Raw genomic sequence first — 16402 nt, 5'->3', positions numbered from 1 at the left:
TGCAATACTCCCCTACCTTAACTCATTAAACTTATAATCAATTGGGTTACAGCAATTAGGGAAGTTAAATTAATAGAAAACTTTCCTTCTACTTTTACCTTTAAAGACTTTATGTATAACTTAAAAGACTTAGGATGTTAGTTAAGCAATTGTAAATTATAAATAATAAATTTGAAAGGTGGTCGCCTACCGAGTTAAAGGTGGTCGTCTACCGAGTTAAATAACCTTCCATCGCTATAGTAAATAACTAATTCAATACAGTGGGTATTACGTAAAAAACACTCCCACCTAGCTATACTTATTTGAATATTAAATTTACTATCAAAACGTTGTAACTATTAGCAAGGATACTGAAGTGCTGTCGCGTTTATATAATTTTATGCCGGGTTTAGATACATTGCTGCACTACGAGCGACAATGGTTTGCTGATGATGTAAGAGCAGCGCTATCGGTAGCTGCCGTAGCTTTACCTGTTGCCATAGCCTATGCGCAACTAACCGGTGTTAACGCCGCCGTCGGGTTATACTCTTGCATACTGCCAATGATGCTATATGCACTTTTTGGCACTTCAAAACAGTTAATAGTCGGTCCTGATGCTGCTACCTGCGCCGTTATTGCCGCCGTAGTAACACCTCTTGCTGCAGGCGACAGCTTTAAGCATTGGCAACTTGTTGTCACCATGACCGCTATGACCGGCTTTTGGTGCTTTATAGCCAGTAAATTTAAGCTAGGTGTATTAGCCGACTTTTTATCTAAACCTATTTTAATGGGGTTACTAAACGGCGTAGCCATCACTATTATTGTGGGTCAGTTTTCTAAAGTATTTGGCTTTACTTTTGACGAGCGCTACTTACTTGAACGCCTAGGTGGTGTGCCCACATATCTAGCGCAAACACATGTTCCCACCTTACTAATGGCTTTGTTTACACTGGCGGTCTATTTTGCCATGAAACGCATAAAACCCACGTGGCCGGCATCAATGTTTGCCATTGCATTTGGTGCGATTTTGGTATGGATTTTTGATTTAAAACAACTTGATATAAAAACTATTGGCACCGTAACTGGCGGGCTTCCCGTTTTTAATACTCCTGTTTTTGATTTAGGAATTATTCGTGAGCTAGTGGTACCCGCACTTAACTTAGCCATCGTGAGCTTTGTAAGTATGATGCTAACTGCCCGCAGCTTTGCTGCTAAAAATGGCTACGACATAGACGCCGATAAGGAATTTAGAGCGCTAGGTATTGCCAATATAGCGTCAGCTCTTTCGCAAGGTTTTGCAGTTAGTGGCGCCGACTCACGCACCGCAGTTAACGATGCCACAGGCGGAAAAACGCAGTTAGTATCAATAATTGCAGCAGCTATTATTGCGGTCATAGCCGTTTTTTTAACAGCCCCGCTTGAGTTTATTCCAAGTGCAGCGCTGGGTGTTGTACTTATTATTGCTTCTGTTCATTTACTCGATTTAAAAGCTGTTTGGCAATTAAAACGAAAAGATAAACAGGCATTTTATCTCGCCTCAGCCACCTTACTTGCGGTGTTATTTATTGGCGTTATACCAGGGATCACACTTGCTGTATTACTGGGGTTATTTCAATTTATTCGCACTGTTATGCGCCCAACCGACAATGTACTCGGCGTAGATGTTAACGGTGTAGTAAGAAGTTTAGACGCCACAGATAAAGCAAAAGCAGTGCAAGGCGTGTTTATCTATCGCTTTAATTCACCTTTAACTTACTTTAATGCCAGCTACTTTAAACGCAGATTACTTGAGCAATACGCAAGGCAAAAAGACGACAGCCACTGTGTAATAATTGACGCTGTGCCCTGCTTTACTCACTTAGATTTAAGTGTAATGGCAATGCTTGCCGATCTAGATGTTATATTTAAAAAGCGCGATATAAGGCTTGAACTTGCAGGTAGAAAACGCCAACTACTTTCGTGGTTTGAAATTGCAGGAATGAAGTCGGGAAAAGAAGGTATATATATTCACTCAGACCTATATATCGCCCTAAAAAGAAATAGCGTAAGCCAGCACACAGAGGAAGTTAATTTATTCGTGGCAGATGAAAATAAAGAGGTGCTAACACAGCCATGAAATACTAAACAGCAGATCAGCTAGCTGATCTGCTGTTTAGTATTAAGTACTTTTTATACTTTAGGGTAATTTGAAGGGAAAAACGCTTTTTTAGCGTCTTCATCAAACTCTTTTTTAAAGGCTACATCAGTACCAATTACGCGTGCACGTGCAACCGCTGGGCGGCTATCAATGCTTTCAAACCAACGCTTAAGATTTGGATACGGTGCTAAGCCCTCTTCACCTAATACAACCGGTGCTTTATCAATCCAGCCCCATGCAGATACATCAGCAATGGTATACGTATCACCCACAATAAAGTCACGACCTTCAAGGTGAGTATCAAGTACTTCGTAATGGCGCTGCGCTTCACGTAAATAGCGATTAACCGCGTAATCAAGCCCTTCTGGCGCCATGTGTCTAAAGTGTACACTCTGCCCTGAATACGGACCTAAACCAGATGCGATAAACATTAACCACGACAGCATTTCAGCGCGGTCATCGCCCTTGCCTTCTAGCTTTCCATATTTTTCAGAAAGGTACATTAAAATAGCATTCGAATCGAACACACGAGTTTCACCATCAACAATTGCTGGCGCCTTAGCGTTTGGATTAATTGCTTTAAATTCAGGTGTATGTTGCTCACCTTTTAAAGTATCAAGAGGAACAAGTTCAAACGGTAAGCCTGTTTCTTCTAAAAAGAGTGCAACCTTCATTGGGTTAGGAGTATGGTGAAAATAAAATTTAATCATGTAAAGTTCCTCAATAATTGAGCAACGATTAAAGCACAACTTGAGCGGGTGTTCAAATTAAGTTTTAACTAAGTAAAGTATACAGCGAAAACGTGATTTAATTGTGAGTATTTCGTGATACTTCAATCTTAAAAGTCACTTATGCTAAGGTGAATATCAGCCTTTGTGAGCCACAGCATGCTTTCTAAAACATTATATCGTCCATTCCTTATCGTATTTTTTGGGTTAATAATTTTTTGCTTTCAAAGCCAAGCTGCTGAGCAAGTAACTATTTCCAGTACAGCTAATCCGACTACCTTTTTAGAGCTTTACACATCGCAAGGTTGCAGTAGTTGCCCACCCGCAGAGCGCTGGATTTCAACGTTTACAGATGATGAAAAACTATGGACTGATTTAATCCCTATTAATTTTCATGTTACTTATTGGGATTATTTAGGATGGAAAGACCCGTTTGCCTCTGCTGTTTTTAGTAAAAGACAACGTACTTATAAGGCACTCGGTAAAAGTAGGATTGTAGCAACCCCAGGATTTATGGTTAACGGCAGCGGGTGGCAAGGTTGGTTTTATAAGCAAGCTATTCCTGTAGCTAAAGCCCCTTATTTAGGTAATTTAAAAGCGACTATAAACAACAGTAAAATTAATCTCGAATACGATACTGTTAATACCAAAGATGATACTAACCAAAACTTAATAGCCCATGTAGCTCTGTTAGGCTTTGGCATAGAAACACAAATACACAGCGGCGAAAACGCAGGCCATAAGTTAAAACACGACTTTGTTGTTATTGGTTACGAGCAAAGTAACATGCAAACTAAGCAGCAATTATCATTAACTGATTTAACCCTGCCTAGCGCTAAAAAAATATCGCCAACAAAGCAAGCCTTAGTATTTTGGGTATCTAAAAAAGGCGACCCTACCCCACTACAAGTTGCAGCCGATTGGTTTTAAAAGTTAAGGTTAATTGGAATTAAATTATTAATTAACAACTCAGCGCGTAATAAATGCTCTTTATATAAACTATAGAAAAAAGCTTCTAATAATTTAAAAACTAATGAATTAGCATTATTCCTGTAAAGAATTTATTCTTTTTTATTGTGTGTATCTGTGTAAAACATAAATAACATTGTATTTACATCAACTTTTGTTTATAAAGTAAGTTGAATGGACTCTTGAAATAAGCAATTGACTTATAAGTATAAAAATCAAGCGCCTATCAATAAAAACTTCTGCAATTATCTATATGGACAAAAATTTATGCGAATTAACCAAAGCCACATTAAAACAATTGTAATCGCTGCAATTACAGCTTCGTCTTTAGCTGGGTGTGCTACAACATCATCAAAAGTAATAGAAACACCAACTGTTGCTAGCTATAACACAACCTACTCAGGTACAAAAAGCAAACTAGTCGTAGGTCAGTTTGTAAACCGTTCGAGCTTTCAAAATGGTATATTTTCATCAGGCCAAGACCGTTTAGGCAGCCAAGCAAAAACAACACTAATGAGCCACTTACAACAAACAAATCGCTTTAGTGTGCTTGATCGCGACAATATGGCAGCCCTTGCAGAAGAAGCAAAGTTAACAGGTACAAAACAAGTTCTTAGCGGTGCTAAATTTGTTGTAACTGGTGATGTAACAGAGTTTGGCCGTAAAGCTATTGGCGATCGCCAACTTTTTGGTTTATTGGGTAAAGGTAAATCGCAAATTGCTTACGCTAAAGTAACGCTTAATGTTGTTGATGTTACTACATCAGAAGTTATTTATTCAGTGCAAGGTGCTGGTGAATACAGCTTATCAGAACGTGAAGTTATTGGTTTTGGTAGCACAGCTTCATACGATGCCACATTAAATGGCAAAGTACTTGACCTAGCTATTCGCGAAGTCGTTAACAAGTTAGTTACTGGTCTTGAAGCTGGCCAATGGGGCAATAAATAATGAAAAAGCTAATTACCTTAGCATTTGTTTGTATAGCCCTAACAGGTTGTAACTCAACGAAAGAACCTATTTACTATTACGGTGACTATAGCACTGCCGTATACGCCTATTTAAAAGCAGATGACGTAACAGCTGAAGAGCAAATTAGTATGCTTGAGCAAATTATTGCCGATGCTGCAAACAAAAGTAAGAATGTTGCGCCTGGGCTACATGCTCACCTAGGTATGCTGTACTTTGAAACGGGTAATCCTTCATTAGGCACTACTCACTTCGAAACTGAGAAATCACTTTTCCCAGAATCAGTTCATTACATCGACTTCCTTCTAAAATCTGCGAAAGGCGCTTAATATGCTTAATTTAAAATCATACACAGCGATCGCATTAGTCGCATTACTCGCTGGTTGTGTTTCACCTCCACCAGCACATGACTACACGGCGTTTAAACAAGCAGACCCTCACTCAGTTATTATTTTACCTCCGCTAAATAATACACCTGAAGTAATTGCACCATACAGTGTGATGACTCAAATGGTCGCGCCTATAGCTGAGTCGGGTTTTTATGTTTTTCCTGTTGCTTTAGTTGATCAAACCTTTAAAGGTAATGGCCTCACTGTTGCAAGCGACGTGCACCAAGTACCGGTAAATAAATTACATGAGATTTTTGGTGCAGACTCTGCGCTTTACATCACTATTGAAGAATACGGTACTAGCTATGTTGTAATTTCTAGCGAAACAGCTGTAACTGTGTCAGCCTCATTAGTTGATTTACGCACTGGCGAGCAATTATGGCAAGGCAAAGCTAGAGCCTCTTCAGCTGAACAACAAAGTAATGGCGGTGGTGGCCTTGTAGGCATGCTTGTTATTGCAGCAATTAATCAAATTGCTGAAACAGTCACTGATAAAGGCTTTGAAATCGCAGCAATGACTTCAACACGCTTACTTTCTTCAGATGTTTACAACGGCTTATTATATGGACCTCGTTCACCTAATTATGGCCAACCAGCACCAAGCGAAAAGAAAAAATAACTCTTATTGTTATTAACCTAAAGCTTGAAAAGGCCGAACCATTAAATGGGATTCGGCCTTTTTAATAACAGCTTACTTAGCTAAAAAGCTTAGCAAAGTTACTTTTAAGTATTTAGAGCAGATTTTAAAAACTAAAATTAATAGCAACAGAAAAAATAGTTTTTATAAAAATACTAACTAAAAAAGCCACCATAAAAAACATAGCAAATGCTGAAACAGCCCCTCCACCGGTATACCCTGCTTTAGCTTTTTCCACCATCAATACATAAATTCCCAACCCTACACTCACCTTAAACCATAGCCAGTAATCGTTGCTAAAAAGAGGAATTACAGCAAAACCAATTATGGGCACTAATATTTTGTCCTCTTCGTTTTTGTGTAATAAATAAAAAGCCATAATCGCAATATAAAATAGAGCCGTTACATCAGGCATATAAATAACTTCCTTGTAAAAATAATAAAACCAATAAACGCAGCGATTATACCTATTACTGAACCCCTATAAAATTCAATAATTGTGTTTACTTTTTAGCTGTGCAATATTAATTCACTAATAAGCACAAGGATTGCTAAGCCTATTAACCGGTTTGGTATAAAAACTAAAAGGATGAATATGATTAAGCCATTTTACGCTAGCTGTTTGTTAGCCTTCTTGCTATTGACACCCAGCCTTGTAAAAGCAAACGCGACGGCCTCGCAGTTTCAGGAAATTCTTAACGAGAACCTAGTTGAAAATGAGCCTGGAGTATCGGTAATTATAAGTAAAAATGGCAAGTCCTTTTTAAAGAAGCGCGAGGGCTTGCCAACCTTGAACATAACATCGCACTTAATGAGCAAAGCGTTTTACGTTTAGGTTCTATTTCAAAACAATTTACTGCAGCTGCAATTATGATGCTGCAAGAGCAAGGTAAGCTAGCGGTTACCGATGATATTCATAAGTATGTTGCAAGCTTCCCAACAGAGGGCAACCTCGTCACAATCGAAAACTTATTAACCCATACCTCAGGCATCGCCAACTACACAGATGACGACGATCTCTTTGATAAAGAAATACAAGTACCCACCAGCGTTGACGATACGTTAGCGCGTTTTGCCAAACACCCAATGGTGTTTAAACCCGGCGAAGCCATGGCTTATTCGAACACGGGCTATTCACTGCTTGGTAAAATAATTGAAGTAGCAATTGGCCAGTCTTACAAAGACTTTATTGAACAACACATATTTAAAAAGCTAAAAATGAACCAGAGTAGTTATGAAGGGCAAGAACTTGTTACCCATCGCGCATCTGGGTATGAGCAAACAGAGCAAGGATTTATCAACACCAGCTACATTAATATGGATTGGCCATATGCCGCAGGTGCGCTTATATCTACTCCAACTGACTTAAATATTTGGTTTAATGCGTTATCGTCTGGCAAGCTTATTAGTAAGCAAGTTATGAGAAGATGGTCAGCCCTTTTAAACTTAACGACGGCAGCTTTTCATCCTATGGTTACGGATTAATTATTAAGCCTTTGAATGAATACACCGTAATTAAACACACTGGCGGAATAAATGGCTTTTTAGCACATGCACGCTATATTCCAGAGCAAAAGCTATATGTTGCAGTACTGGCTAATTCAAACCACATAAACCCTATTTTTATCAACGAAAAATTCACAGCCAGAGCACTAGGTATTGCACTACCCGAGTTTAAAAAAGCAGAGGTAACAGAGCAGCAATTAGCGCCCGTATTGGGTGATTACCGTATTGATGAAAACACCTTACGCAGCCTAATTTTTGAAAATGACGTTTTGTATTCAAAGCGCACTGGTGGCGATAAAACAAAACTTATTACCATGTCTAAAAATAGCTTTTACTACCCTAATTCAAACAATTACTTAGTAATAGAAAAAAACAGCCAAGGCCAATTAGTAATGAAGTATTTTAGTGGATTATCAACAACGCCTACTGAGGCGATTAAGATTTAGCTTTATAAGCCTCCCAAAAAACAATGCCCGCAGCTTTCTCTACTTATAAGCTCGGGTATTTTTATTTTGAATCCTCGTTAACGCAACAATAAATTATAAAATTAGTATGTGATGTGTAAAAGGTAATAAATATGTTACTTTTTATATGCTAATTTTATACTTAACCTCTTTAAAATAATTTACAAACCGAAAATAAGGAATAAGCATGCTTTTTCACCCTCACGGTAAATCCTATATTTTCGCCCCTTTGCTCATTATTTTGCTATCTGCCTGTACTTCAAACCCAGCTTTAATACCTACACCCAATTTATATGTAAGTACGCCTTATTCAGAAGCCCAAGTACCTAAAAACCTACATACTACAAATATGGAATTGCTCTATGTTACAGACCGAGCAATTTCTGAAAAAGAGGGGGTTATGTATAACGCAAGTCGCTCGCCATCAATTGCGTACGGTGTAGCAAAAGTAAATTTTGGCGATAAGTCGTTGCAGTAGAGTGAGCTATTAGAGCAAAGTAATCTTAAAAATCGCTCCGCTAATTTAACTTACGTAATGGAAAAAGCCGATGAATTAGGTCGCTTTCCTTTATCGCCTTATAAATTTAGACGCGTAAAAAACAAACTCCAAATTGATGAAGATATTTTAGAACGCAAAATTTTTCACGAAACCCAGTTAAACAAAAACATTAATCAGCGTTTAAAAAACAGTAATAACAAAGACGTTATTTTGTTTGTGCACGGCTTTAATAATACCTTTAACGAATCGGTATTTACTCTTGCTGGTATTTGGCATTTTTTAAACCGACAAGGCGTACCTATTGTTTACTCTTGGCCTGCTGCCGCCACAGGATTAACCGGCTATTTTGAAGATAAAGAGTCTGGTCAATTTACTATTTTTCATTTAAAAGAAACCTTACGACTACTTTTTAAAAATCCTGAAATAGAAAATATTCATATTATTGCGCATAGCCGTGGCACAGATGTAGTAACCACAACTCTTAGAGAGCTTATAATTGAAAACAGAGCTAGTGGCGGAAATCCTCGAGAAGACCTGCGTATTGAAAACTTAATTTTAGCCGCCCCCGATCTCGATTTTGGTATTATTAAACAAAGACTCATGGCTGAGCAATTTGGACCTGCATTTGGACAAATTACCATTTACACCTCTCAAGAAGATAGCGCATTGGGTATTTCACAGTGGCTAACAAACAGCTTAAGCTTTGGTCGATTAAACACAAAAGATGTAAACATAAACGAGCAAGACATATTTACTTCTGTAGGTAACGTAAGCCTAATTAAAGTACCTAAATCTGGCAGCTTAATAGGTCATGATTACTTTCATAGTGATCCTGCGGTCAGTTCAGATCTTATTAATTTGATACTGCATAAGGCATCGCCTGGTTCTAGAAAGCGACCTTTGCAAAAACTCGAAAATAATTTTTGGTCACTCGATTCAAACTACCTAATTACAACGGATGCAGCTAACTTACAAAATTGAACGTTTACTGCTGGCTCAATAACCACTCTTTTGGCGCTTGCCCTGTTTTTTTTCTAAATACACGGGCAAGTGCAGAGCCATTTTCGTAACCAACCTGATTAGCCACTAAATCCATATTTTGATTTTTTAAAATAAGCTTTTTAGCAACCGATAAGCGCCAATCTGCTAAATAATCAGCCGGTGTTTGCTCAATTACACGCTTAAACGTATCGGCAAATTTAGAGCGTGACATGCCGCATTCCTCAGCCATAGCGCTAAGCGACCAGCTTTGCTCTGGGGTTTGATGTATTTTTATTAATACCTTAGCCAACTGAGGATGGGCAAGCCCTGCCATCATCCCGCTTTTAATTGTGCCTTCTTCTAGTACTTTACGAAGCACACTAATTAAAAATACATCGCATAAGCGATCTATAATTAAATGCTTACCGCTGGCGTCTTTAAATGTCTCTTCAAAAATCCAAAAAGCGCTCTGCGTTAATAATCCATCACCCGTTAATTCGTAATTTAAGCAAAAAGGCAGCGACTGCAATAAAGGGCTATGCCCGCCGCTTTGATAGCTAATTTGTGCACACACTAAATCAGCACCGTCACCCTTATCCGAAAATAAACAGTGCCCTGTAGAGTGAGGAAAAAATATAACCGAAGGCGTAGATAAAACAACTTCAAAGCCACTATTACTACGCACTTTTAACGTACCTGAGCGTAATAAATGTAAATGCCCAACACCTTGATCGTCACTAAAGTCACTCGTACCGCACATGTTCCCACTAAAAAACACATTGGCATTAAGCGAAAAGTGACTCAGTACACTCGAAAGTACGTCCATAAACGCCTCTTTGGATTATTGGTATGAAAATACAGACTAATAGACGCATATTAACCAAACAATAACGATAAAGTACAGTTGAGTTTTAAACAAACAAACAAACCTATTTAATTTTTCTTTGGAGATACACATGAAATTTTCGACACTCACTAAATCAGCTTTTTTTGCAGCATCAGTCCTTGCAAGTTCACTAAGCTTTGCAGCAGACATAGACGCAAATGCCGACGTTAACGACATTGCAATTAGTGGTTACGATACCGTTGCTTACTTTACCCAAAACAAAGCGGTAACAGGCAGCTCTGAATATACTGCAACACATAAAAATGCCATTTATAAGTTCAGTTCAGCTAAGCACCGCGACTTATTTAGAGCTAACCCAGAAAAATACGCACCACAATTTGGTGGCTTTTGTGCGTTTGGTGTATCAATGGAGAAAAAGTTTGACGTAGATCCAGAGGCTTTCAAAATTGTTGAAAACAAACTTTATTTAAATCTTGATAAATCGGTTCAAAAACAATGGCTAAAAGACGTACCTGGCTTTATTACTTCAGCCGATTCAAACTGGTTTGACATAAAAGACAAAACAGCAAAAGAGCTTTAATAAAACCAATTTAAAGTTAATTTTTGAGGTTGCTTCGGTTTATAACCGTTCACCCTCAAAATGCCATTTAAATTAATAAAATTTTAGGCTTAAGCTCTTAATTTAACTAATATTACTTTGATTTATTAAGCATCGCTTTTAAATCGGCAAATGGAGAATGCGTCGCAGCCTCCACTTTGCGATCTGTAGTCGACCCGCCATACATAATATGCTCGTGGTATTTATTGTGCTCATTGTCGTGGCAATAAATACACAATAACTCCCAGTTACTGCCGTCTTCAGGATTATTACTGTGGTTATGATCAACATGGTGCACCGTTAACTCACGTAAATTAGAATACTCAAACTCACGAGCACAACGCCCGCATACCCAAGGGTATAATCTTAAGGCTTTTATTCTATAACCTTCCTCTTGCTTAACATAAGCCTGAGGTACATCGTTATTCTTACTCATAATATTCCAGTTAAATTTGTTATTTCTATGCTTAACAAGTAAATAGCCAATATGTTAAAGCAAATATAAAAGTAAAAAGTTCGTAAGGGATCTAACTTAAGCTACGTTTCGTATAAGTCAGATCTAATTATAAAGTTGAGCAACATGGAAAATATATTCCAAACAAGTCGGTTTTTGGTCGTAATCGCCGTTATTACCGCTGCAATATCATCATTACTCGTTTATGTTTCATGCATTAATATTGTAGCTAATATAGTAATAACAACGCTATTTGACCTGCCTGATTCAGCTAAAGCCGGTAAAGCCCTAATAGTTGAACTACTGAAAATTCTTGATTTGCTACTAATCGGAATTACCTTACAAGTTATTGCTATTAGCTTGTACCGACTATTTATAACACCATCTAAGCCTGAGGAAAGTAAATTTCTTGCTGCTTTTAATATTAAAGACTTTCATGATTTAAAAATAACTCTGGTACAAGTAACTTCGGTTGTACTGGTAATACTATTTTTAGAGCACGCAGTTGAGTTCGGCGGCACAATAGAAACACTCTACTTAGGTATTGCCATTGCGATCGTTATTGCAGCATCTACATTTGCATGGCGCTCAATGAAAGACTAACTAAGCACTCATTACTATTAAGTAATTACATGCAGGTGTAATTACTTATCCCTAAAATTCTGCAAAAACTCAAGTGAGAGCCCCAGCACTCAATATTAAAAAAACTTAATTACTGACAAGTCACCAAAAGAAGTATCTATATGCCTACCTGTTTGCTCCCACGCACGTAGTACTACCATGAGTTTTTTGTTACTTGAAGTCCAAGAAATACCACCGCCGTATGCCGCTACTTTTTCACCGCCCGAATCTTTTAACCCCAGCCCAGGGTCTGTATTTCGAATATTTCCCTTACCTACTTTGTATTCAGCAAATACGTGAACATTATGCGGTAACGAAAATGATAAAAGCGAGCCAATACTCGCCCCGTACGAATTAGAAATTAACTTAGTGACCTGTGGTGCAGACGAATTTAAAAAATCAGCCTGAAACACAATATTATCTTTATTCTCAAGAGATACATGCTTGAAAGACCACGCGCCAACAACACTTAACGACAAGTCAAATTTGCTGCTTAGCTTTGGTCTATTAAGAAAAAAATGCTCAAACAAAGACTCTTTATTGTTGAAGGTATAAAAGTTGTGTTGGCCAGATAGCTCAAACTTGGTTGAACGTGTATTTTTCGAGAAAATTTGATCCGTTTGATTGCCGCTTAAATTGCTAGCCGTGCTTTGCAGCCCTTCAAGCGTTTGATAGTTAAATGTGATTTTAGAATTTTTAAATTTTCTATACGAAAGCAGTATATCTTGTGTTTTTGTTTCAACATCATCTTCAAAAATATCGGCAGAGTAGCCAATTTCAATGTCGTTAATATCAAAAAACACACCCACACGTTGATTGTTTATGGGCTCTAACGAAAACAGTGTTTTTTGATTACTCCCAGCCAAGTCGTCGTATATTAACGCATGGCTAGTATTAGGGTTTGAAATAGTGGTTCGTACCGACTTTAAGTCAAAGTCAAAAGCCAATACAGCACCAGATTGAAATGCCGCTAAAACAGCAAAGCTCACAATAACCAAGTAATTGCGATTCATTAAAAACACTCAAAAATTAATTTGCATTAAGAGTAGCGTGTTTTTCACATTAAATTATCACAAAAGGTTAACAATTGATGAAAACTTTAAATAATGCGCTTTATGTCATTTTTTGGGGTGCTTTCAAGGTCAAACTCACTTACATGCTTAATTAGCTCCGGGAAGAACGCTAAAAACACGGCTTCTAATTCGTCGTAGTTACGCGTTATATCATCAGCCGCCCCCGCAAAGTTATTAGTAAAACGGATGCGGTTAGCAATATTATCAAGTGCTACTCCTATTCCCTCAACGGTTTCGTACTCTTTAAACCAATCGTTTTTAGTCATGCTTGTTACAACATGCTGCATACGCGTTGGCATAACAGGTATGCGATTATTTAAAAGCTGATAGCTGGTGTACTTAAAGTCACTTAAAGGTTGCTTGCTAAATCGCTGCCAATGCACAATTAAAAAATGATCAAACACCACATCAATAGCTACACCAGCAAAGCGCTTACGCTCGGGTGAAAAGTACTGTTTAGCGTGTTTTACTACTGGGTGAGAGTCGGTAAATTTATCGACTAAATAGTGGTTATCGAGCCCGTTTTTAACCGTATTTGGTAAGTGTTCTACATGCCTTTTACCACCAAAGTCGCCCAACAAGTTCCCAAAGTGAGAATCGGCTGTAGGCTGTGCTAAATAAAGGTGAGCTAAATAATTCAAAGTGTTCTCGGGCTTAGTATTAATACAGTTAAAATAATAACTTAATTGTAAGCGCTACTTAAAGTTAGATTTTATGCCTAATCAAAAAAATAGCATAAAAAAGGTGAAACTAAGTTTCACCTTTCATATTAATTTTGAAACTAATTAGCTAGCATTACGCTGTAGAAACGTTACTTGCGCCTGCATTGTTAAGTATTTCTTCAATAGCGTTTTTGTTGTCACTATCGTACTTAATACCAATTAATATAGAGCCTTTTTCAATGGCATCTTCATAATACTTAATTTCGTGCTCGGGGATAAACGCACCAACTGCAGCACCTAAAGTACCACCAACTGCAGCGCCTGCGCCACCAGCAGCAAATGCAGCGACTAATGGACCGGCAACTAATAAGCCCGTACCACCTGTTGCTACAGTCCCTACGGCAGTAAATCCGCCAATAATTGCAGCAAGAATACCACCTGAAGCCGCGCCTATAATGCCGCCCTCGGCAGCTTTAGTACCTTCGTCTACAGCAAAATCTTCCTTTGCGTATGAGTCGTTGGCTACAATACTAATATCAGCTTCATTAATACCTAAAGCTTCTAATCTATAAATTGCGAGTGTTGCTTGTGATGCACTTTCGAATAACCCAGTAATAACGGTACTCATAATAACTCCTTTATTTATTTAAGAAAATACACTTACTACCAAGCAAAACTCAAACCAAGTAAATTATCATTTAAAATCAATAACATAAAACAAAACTCCGTACTAACACTCTTATTATTAGAGTAAAAATTGCTAAATTTTGTAAAAAACTCCTATCTACATAAACAAAATTCCTTGCGAAATAAAGAGAGGTTTTTATCACTCTATTGTTTATGGTTATTACCGTGCTTACCAATAAAATTAAAAACACCAACAGAGCATTATTTTTCATGCGATTTGAAGGTTAAAACAAAGACGCTTATCCTCTTCAATTCCCCTACCCAGTTACAATTGTGTTTTATTAATTCAGTAAAGAGTCAGTCTAATTTTGTTATCACTGTGGTTCATTTTTCGGTGCGCATGAATCGTAAAATACTGTGCTAAATCTTCTTTTTATATTGCCCTGCTATCAGCAGATATAGGCCACCCATGGATTACGAAAACAACTTCTTAAGTCAATCACAACAAGCTGCACTGCAACAAGCGATGGTCAATACCAAGCTTTTAAACAGCACTTCAATAAATACTAACAACATGCCAACACCTGAACAGCAAGCTTATGGTGTTATTGCTGTCGCGCTTTACCGCTTTAATTTACAAAAAATAAAATGGTCATTATTTTTAAAAACAGCAATAAAATTAACTACTAATGTTTGCCAATGGCTGGCCACCGAACTCACAAGATGCCAGCAAGAATACAAAGCCCAACCTAATGACGCTGTAATAATTGAGCAAAACGCTCTTTTGAATGGTATTTTTAGCGAAGAACTCGCCTATATCGGTGCCTTACTAGGAACTGAAGCACAAGCTTAATAAACCTCCTAAGCGTGAGTAAAATAACCTTTCAGTTAAACGCTCTTACTTTTGTCGCAATCTCACTCAAAGCTTTACGCTTAAATTTGTAAAACTTTGAGTGAGTTTTTTATATAACTGTGCTTATTACCCAGGCGTATATCGGTACGTAAATTGCTGTTATTAATATTCTTACTTAAAGAGTTATACATAAATAACGCTGCCGTTATTTATAAAAAGGAGAACATTATGAGTAATAAACAACTAATTACGACTATCGGTATAGGTCTCGCCGCTGCATCTGCAGGTATGTTAACAAGGAAAACTTTACAAAAATCGTGGGAAAAGGTTACCAACGAACCAGCCCCAAAAGATAGACCAAACGAAGAAACCGATCTTAAAGAGGCCGTTACATGGGCAGTAGTCTCAGGTATTGGTGCGGGTGTTGCAAGAATGGCCGTACGTTATGTACTAGACAAGCGCCGATCCAAATAAACCGACCCGATTGATACCTCTTATAAGTATTAATCGTAATGCGGTGAGGCTCTAAGGGCGGCTTGCGGCAACCAATCCCCAGTTGTCGCAAGCAACTTTGCTAAAGCCTTGATTAAGGTTACTTAACTATTGAGCTAAAAAACATATTAATATCCAAACCGGGGTTCTGTGGTTAAATTTAAAATGTCGGATGGCACGGCTGCGCCGCTTTTCCAACCTACGTAGGTTGGAAAAGCCAAAGGCGCCTTCCAACAGGGCCTCCTAGATTTTAAGCAGATACACTCTATTAAACATTAACTCTCTTTCAAAGTTGTTGCCTGCCTACAAGCTTGCGTATAATGCCCGCATTCCGGCTGCATTTTTTAGCCGCTAACTTGGATTTTAATAATGAAAAAACTCTCTGCAGTGCAAATAAAACAGCAAGCACTTGTACTTAATACTGCTGAAAAATTAGAAGAACAAGGTCGCGCTGAGCTCCCAGGCATGCTGCAATGCTGGTTTGATGTGGAATACCACTTATTTCCAAGTACACTACTGCTGTGCTTTCAGTTTGAAAACGAGCAAGCCTTAGCGGCCGCAGAACCAGATTTATTAAAATGGCAAAAGCGTTTAAGCGGCGCAATGCTTAAAAAAGGCGTTATTTTAAAAGATATGCGTAAACATTTAGTGTTTACCTTAAAAGGACCTGACGATTAATAGAGGGTTTTAAAGGGGTATAGAGCCTTATGCTTGTATTGCCAAAGCACACAAAACTATAATGAAAAGCCGCTGCATTACTGCAACGGCTTTTTACTATTATGAGAGCTTAAAGTAGAACCTATAAAGATCAATTTTTGACTCAGGGATTTTTTATTAGCCGGTGATACTAATTGGCCGTTAAACAATACTAATGCACGGCAAAAGCAAATATCAGTCGATTCAACGTTAATTGGTTGCCC

The 16402-nt window shown here is 38.0% G+C and carries 21 protein-coding genes; 14 read left to right on the top strand and 7 right to left on the bottom strand.

The window, feature by feature from the left end; genetic code table 11:
* Positions 1 to 355 precede the first annotated feature (355 nt).
* Positions 356 to 2095, top strand: coding sequence for a SulP family inorganic anion transporter (locus CXF89_RS15725; RefSeq protein ID WP_121955133.1), 1740 nt, complete (start codon positions 356 to 358; stop codon positions 2093 to 2095).
* Positions 2096 to 2148: 53 nt separating this feature from the next.
* Here CXF89_RS15725 and CXF89_RS15720 read toward each other — a convergent pair whose 3' ends face one another.
* On the bottom strand, positions 2149 to 2826 hold the full coding sequence (locus tag CXF89_RS15720) for a glutathione S-transferase family protein (protein ID WP_007581448.1): 678 nt from the start codon (positions 2824 to 2826) through the stop codon (positions 2149 to 2151).
* Between the two features lie 177 nt (positions 2827 to 3003).
* On the opposite strand from CXF89_RS15720, the gene CXF89_RS15715 reads away from it, so the two are divergent.
* The 4 genes from CXF89_RS15715 (at position 3004) to CXF89_RS15700 (ending at position 5787) form a co-directional block, all read left to right on the top strand.
* Positions 3004 to 3774, top strand: coding sequence for a DUF1223 domain-containing protein (locus CXF89_RS15715; RefSeq protein WP_121955132.1), 771 nt, complete (start codon positions 3004 to 3006; stop codon positions 3772 to 3774).
* Between the two features lie 306 nt (positions 3775 to 4080).
* A complete protein-coding gene (locus tag CXF89_RS15710; protein WP_007378468.1) occupies positions 4081 to 4761 on the top strand; it encodes a CsgG/HfaB family protein in 681 nt (226 codons plus the stop codon).
* Positions 4761 to 5108: a DUF4810 domain-containing protein gene (locus tag CXF89_RS15705; RefSeq protein WP_008165258.1), complete on the top strand. Its 348-nt coding sequence runs from the start codon at positions 4761 to 4763 to the stop codon at positions 5106 to 5108. The genes CXF89_RS15710 and CXF89_RS15705 overlap by 1 nt, the downstream gene beginning before the upstream one ends.
* Before the next feature lies 1 nt (position 5109).
* Positions 5110 to 5787 carry a DUF799 domain-containing protein gene (locus CXF89_RS15700; RefSeq protein WP_008165257.1) on the top strand — a complete coding sequence of 226 codons (678 nt, stop codon included), beginning with the start codon at positions 5110 to 5112 and terminating at the stop codon, positions 5785 to 5787.
* Positions 5788 to 5911: 124 nt separating this feature from the next.
* Here the strand turns inward: CXF89_RS15700 and CXF89_RS15695 are convergent, their stop codons facing one another.
* Entirely contained in the window at positions 5912 to 6220 is a 309-nt protein-coding gene (locus tag CXF89_RS15695; RefSeq protein ID WP_008165256.1) for a hypothetical protein, read from the bottom strand.
* Between the two features lie 386 nt (positions 6221 to 6606).
* Between CXF89_RS15695 and CXF89_RS21535 the strand changes: the two genes are divergently transcribed.
* The 4 genes from CXF89_RS21535 (at position 6607) to CXF89_RS15685 (ending at position 9255) form a co-directional block, all read left to right on the top strand.
* Positions 6607 to 7290 carry a serine hydrolase domain-containing protein gene (locus CXF89_RS21535; RefSeq protein WP_308304271.1) on the top strand — a complete coding sequence of 228 codons (684 nt, stop codon included), beginning with the start codon at positions 6607 to 6609 and terminating at the stop codon, positions 7288 to 7290.
* The gene (locus CXF89_RS21530) at positions 7233 to 7757 is read left to right on the top strand and encodes a hypothetical protein (protein WP_308304270.1); all 525 of its coding nucleotides are present in this window, start codon (positions 7233 to 7235) and stop codon (positions 7755 to 7757) included. Before CXF89_RS21535 ends, CXF89_RS21530 begins: the two co-directional genes overlap by 58 nt.
* A 205-nt stretch (positions 7758 to 7962) precedes the next feature.
* Entirely contained in the window at positions 7963 to 8253 is a 291-nt protein-coding gene (locus CXF89_RS21460) for a hypothetical protein (RefSeq protein WP_257983231.1), read from the top strand.
* Positions 8254 to 8310: 57 nt separating this feature from the next.
* Positions 8311 to 9255, top strand: coding sequence for an alpha/beta hydrolase (locus CXF89_RS15685; protein ID WP_257983230.1), 945 nt, complete (start codon positions 8311 to 8313; stop codon positions 9253 to 9255).
* Between the two features lie 4 nt (positions 9256 to 9259).
* On the opposite strand, the gene CXF89_RS15680 is transcribed toward CXF89_RS15685, so the two are convergent.
* The gene (locus CXF89_RS15680; protein WP_121955131.1) at positions 9260 to 10081 is read right to left on the bottom strand and encodes an AraC family transcriptional regulator; all 822 of its coding nucleotides are present in this window, start codon (positions 10079 to 10081) and stop codon (positions 9260 to 9262) included.
* Positions 10082 to 10211: 130 nt separating this feature from the next.
* Here CXF89_RS15680 and CXF89_RS15675 point away from each other — a divergent pair, with 130 nt between their 5' ends.
* Positions 10212 to 10682, top strand: coding sequence for a YHS domain-containing (seleno)protein (locus tag CXF89_RS15675; protein WP_008165251.1), 471 nt, complete (start codon positions 10212 to 10214; stop codon positions 10680 to 10682).
* A 112-nt stretch (positions 10683 to 10794) separates the two neighbouring features.
* Here CXF89_RS15675 and CXF89_RS15670 read toward each other — a convergent pair whose 3' ends face one another.
* Positions 10795 to 11136, bottom strand: a complete 342-nt coding sequence (locus CXF89_RS15670) for a YajD family HNH nuclease (RefSeq protein WP_007581433.1) — start codon at positions 11134 to 11136, stop codon at positions 10795 to 10797.
* A gap of 144 nt (positions 11137 to 11280) precedes the next feature.
* Here CXF89_RS15670 and CXF89_RS15665 point away from each other — a divergent pair, with 144 nt between their 5' ends.
* Positions 11281 to 11757, top strand: coding sequence for a YqhA family protein (locus CXF89_RS15665; RefSeq protein ID WP_007581432.1), 477 nt, complete (start codon positions 11281 to 11283; stop codon positions 11755 to 11757).
* A 95-nt stretch (positions 11758 to 11852) separates the two neighbouring features.
* Here CXF89_RS15665 and CXF89_RS15660 read toward each other — a convergent pair whose 3' ends face one another.
* From CXF89_RS15660 to CXF89_RS15650, 3 genes are all read right to left on the bottom strand, one after another.
* Positions 11853 to 12788, bottom strand: a complete 936-nt coding sequence (locus tag CXF89_RS15660; RefSeq protein WP_121955130.1) for a hypothetical protein — start codon at positions 12786 to 12788, stop codon at positions 11853 to 11855.
* An 86-nt stretch (positions 12789 to 12874) separates the two neighbouring features.
* Positions 12875 to 13489, bottom strand: a complete 615-nt coding sequence (locus tag CXF89_RS15655) for an acyl carrier protein phosphodiesterase (protein ID WP_121955129.1) — start codon at positions 13487 to 13489, stop codon at positions 12875 to 12877.
* A gap of 154 nt (positions 13490 to 13643) precedes the next feature.
* Entirely contained in the window at positions 13644 to 14138 is a 495-nt protein-coding gene (locus tag CXF89_RS15650) for a hypothetical protein (protein ID WP_007378461.1), read from the bottom strand.
* A gap of 468 nt (positions 14139 to 14606) precedes the next feature.
* Between CXF89_RS15650 and CXF89_RS15645 the strand changes: the two genes are divergently transcribed.
* From CXF89_RS15645 to CXF89_RS15635, 3 genes are all read left to right on the top strand, one after another.
* Complete coding sequence (locus CXF89_RS15645; protein ID WP_121955128.1) at positions 14607 to 14990, top strand: hypothetical protein; 384 nt, start codon at positions 14607 to 14609, stop codon at positions 14988 to 14990.
* Between the two features lie 228 nt (positions 14991 to 15218).
* Complete coding sequence (locus CXF89_RS15640; RefSeq protein WP_121955127.1) at positions 15219 to 15464, top strand: DUF4235 domain-containing protein; 246 nt, start codon at positions 15219 to 15221, stop codon at positions 15462 to 15464.
* Between the two features lie 387 nt (positions 15465 to 15851).
* Positions 15852 to 16160, top strand: coding sequence for a hypothetical protein (locus tag CXF89_RS15635; RefSeq protein WP_007579961.1), 309 nt, complete (start codon positions 15852 to 15854; stop codon positions 16158 to 16160).
* Positions 16161 to 16402: the final 242 nt, after the last annotated feature.

Source organism: Pseudoalteromonas sp. MelDa3 (assembly GCF_002863625.1).
Taxonomy (GTDB): Bacteria; Pseudomonadota; Gammaproteobacteria; order Enterobacterales; family Alteromonadaceae; genus Pseudoalteromonas; species Pseudoalteromonas arctica.
This window is presented reverse-complemented; position numbering and strand designations above follow the sequence as displayed.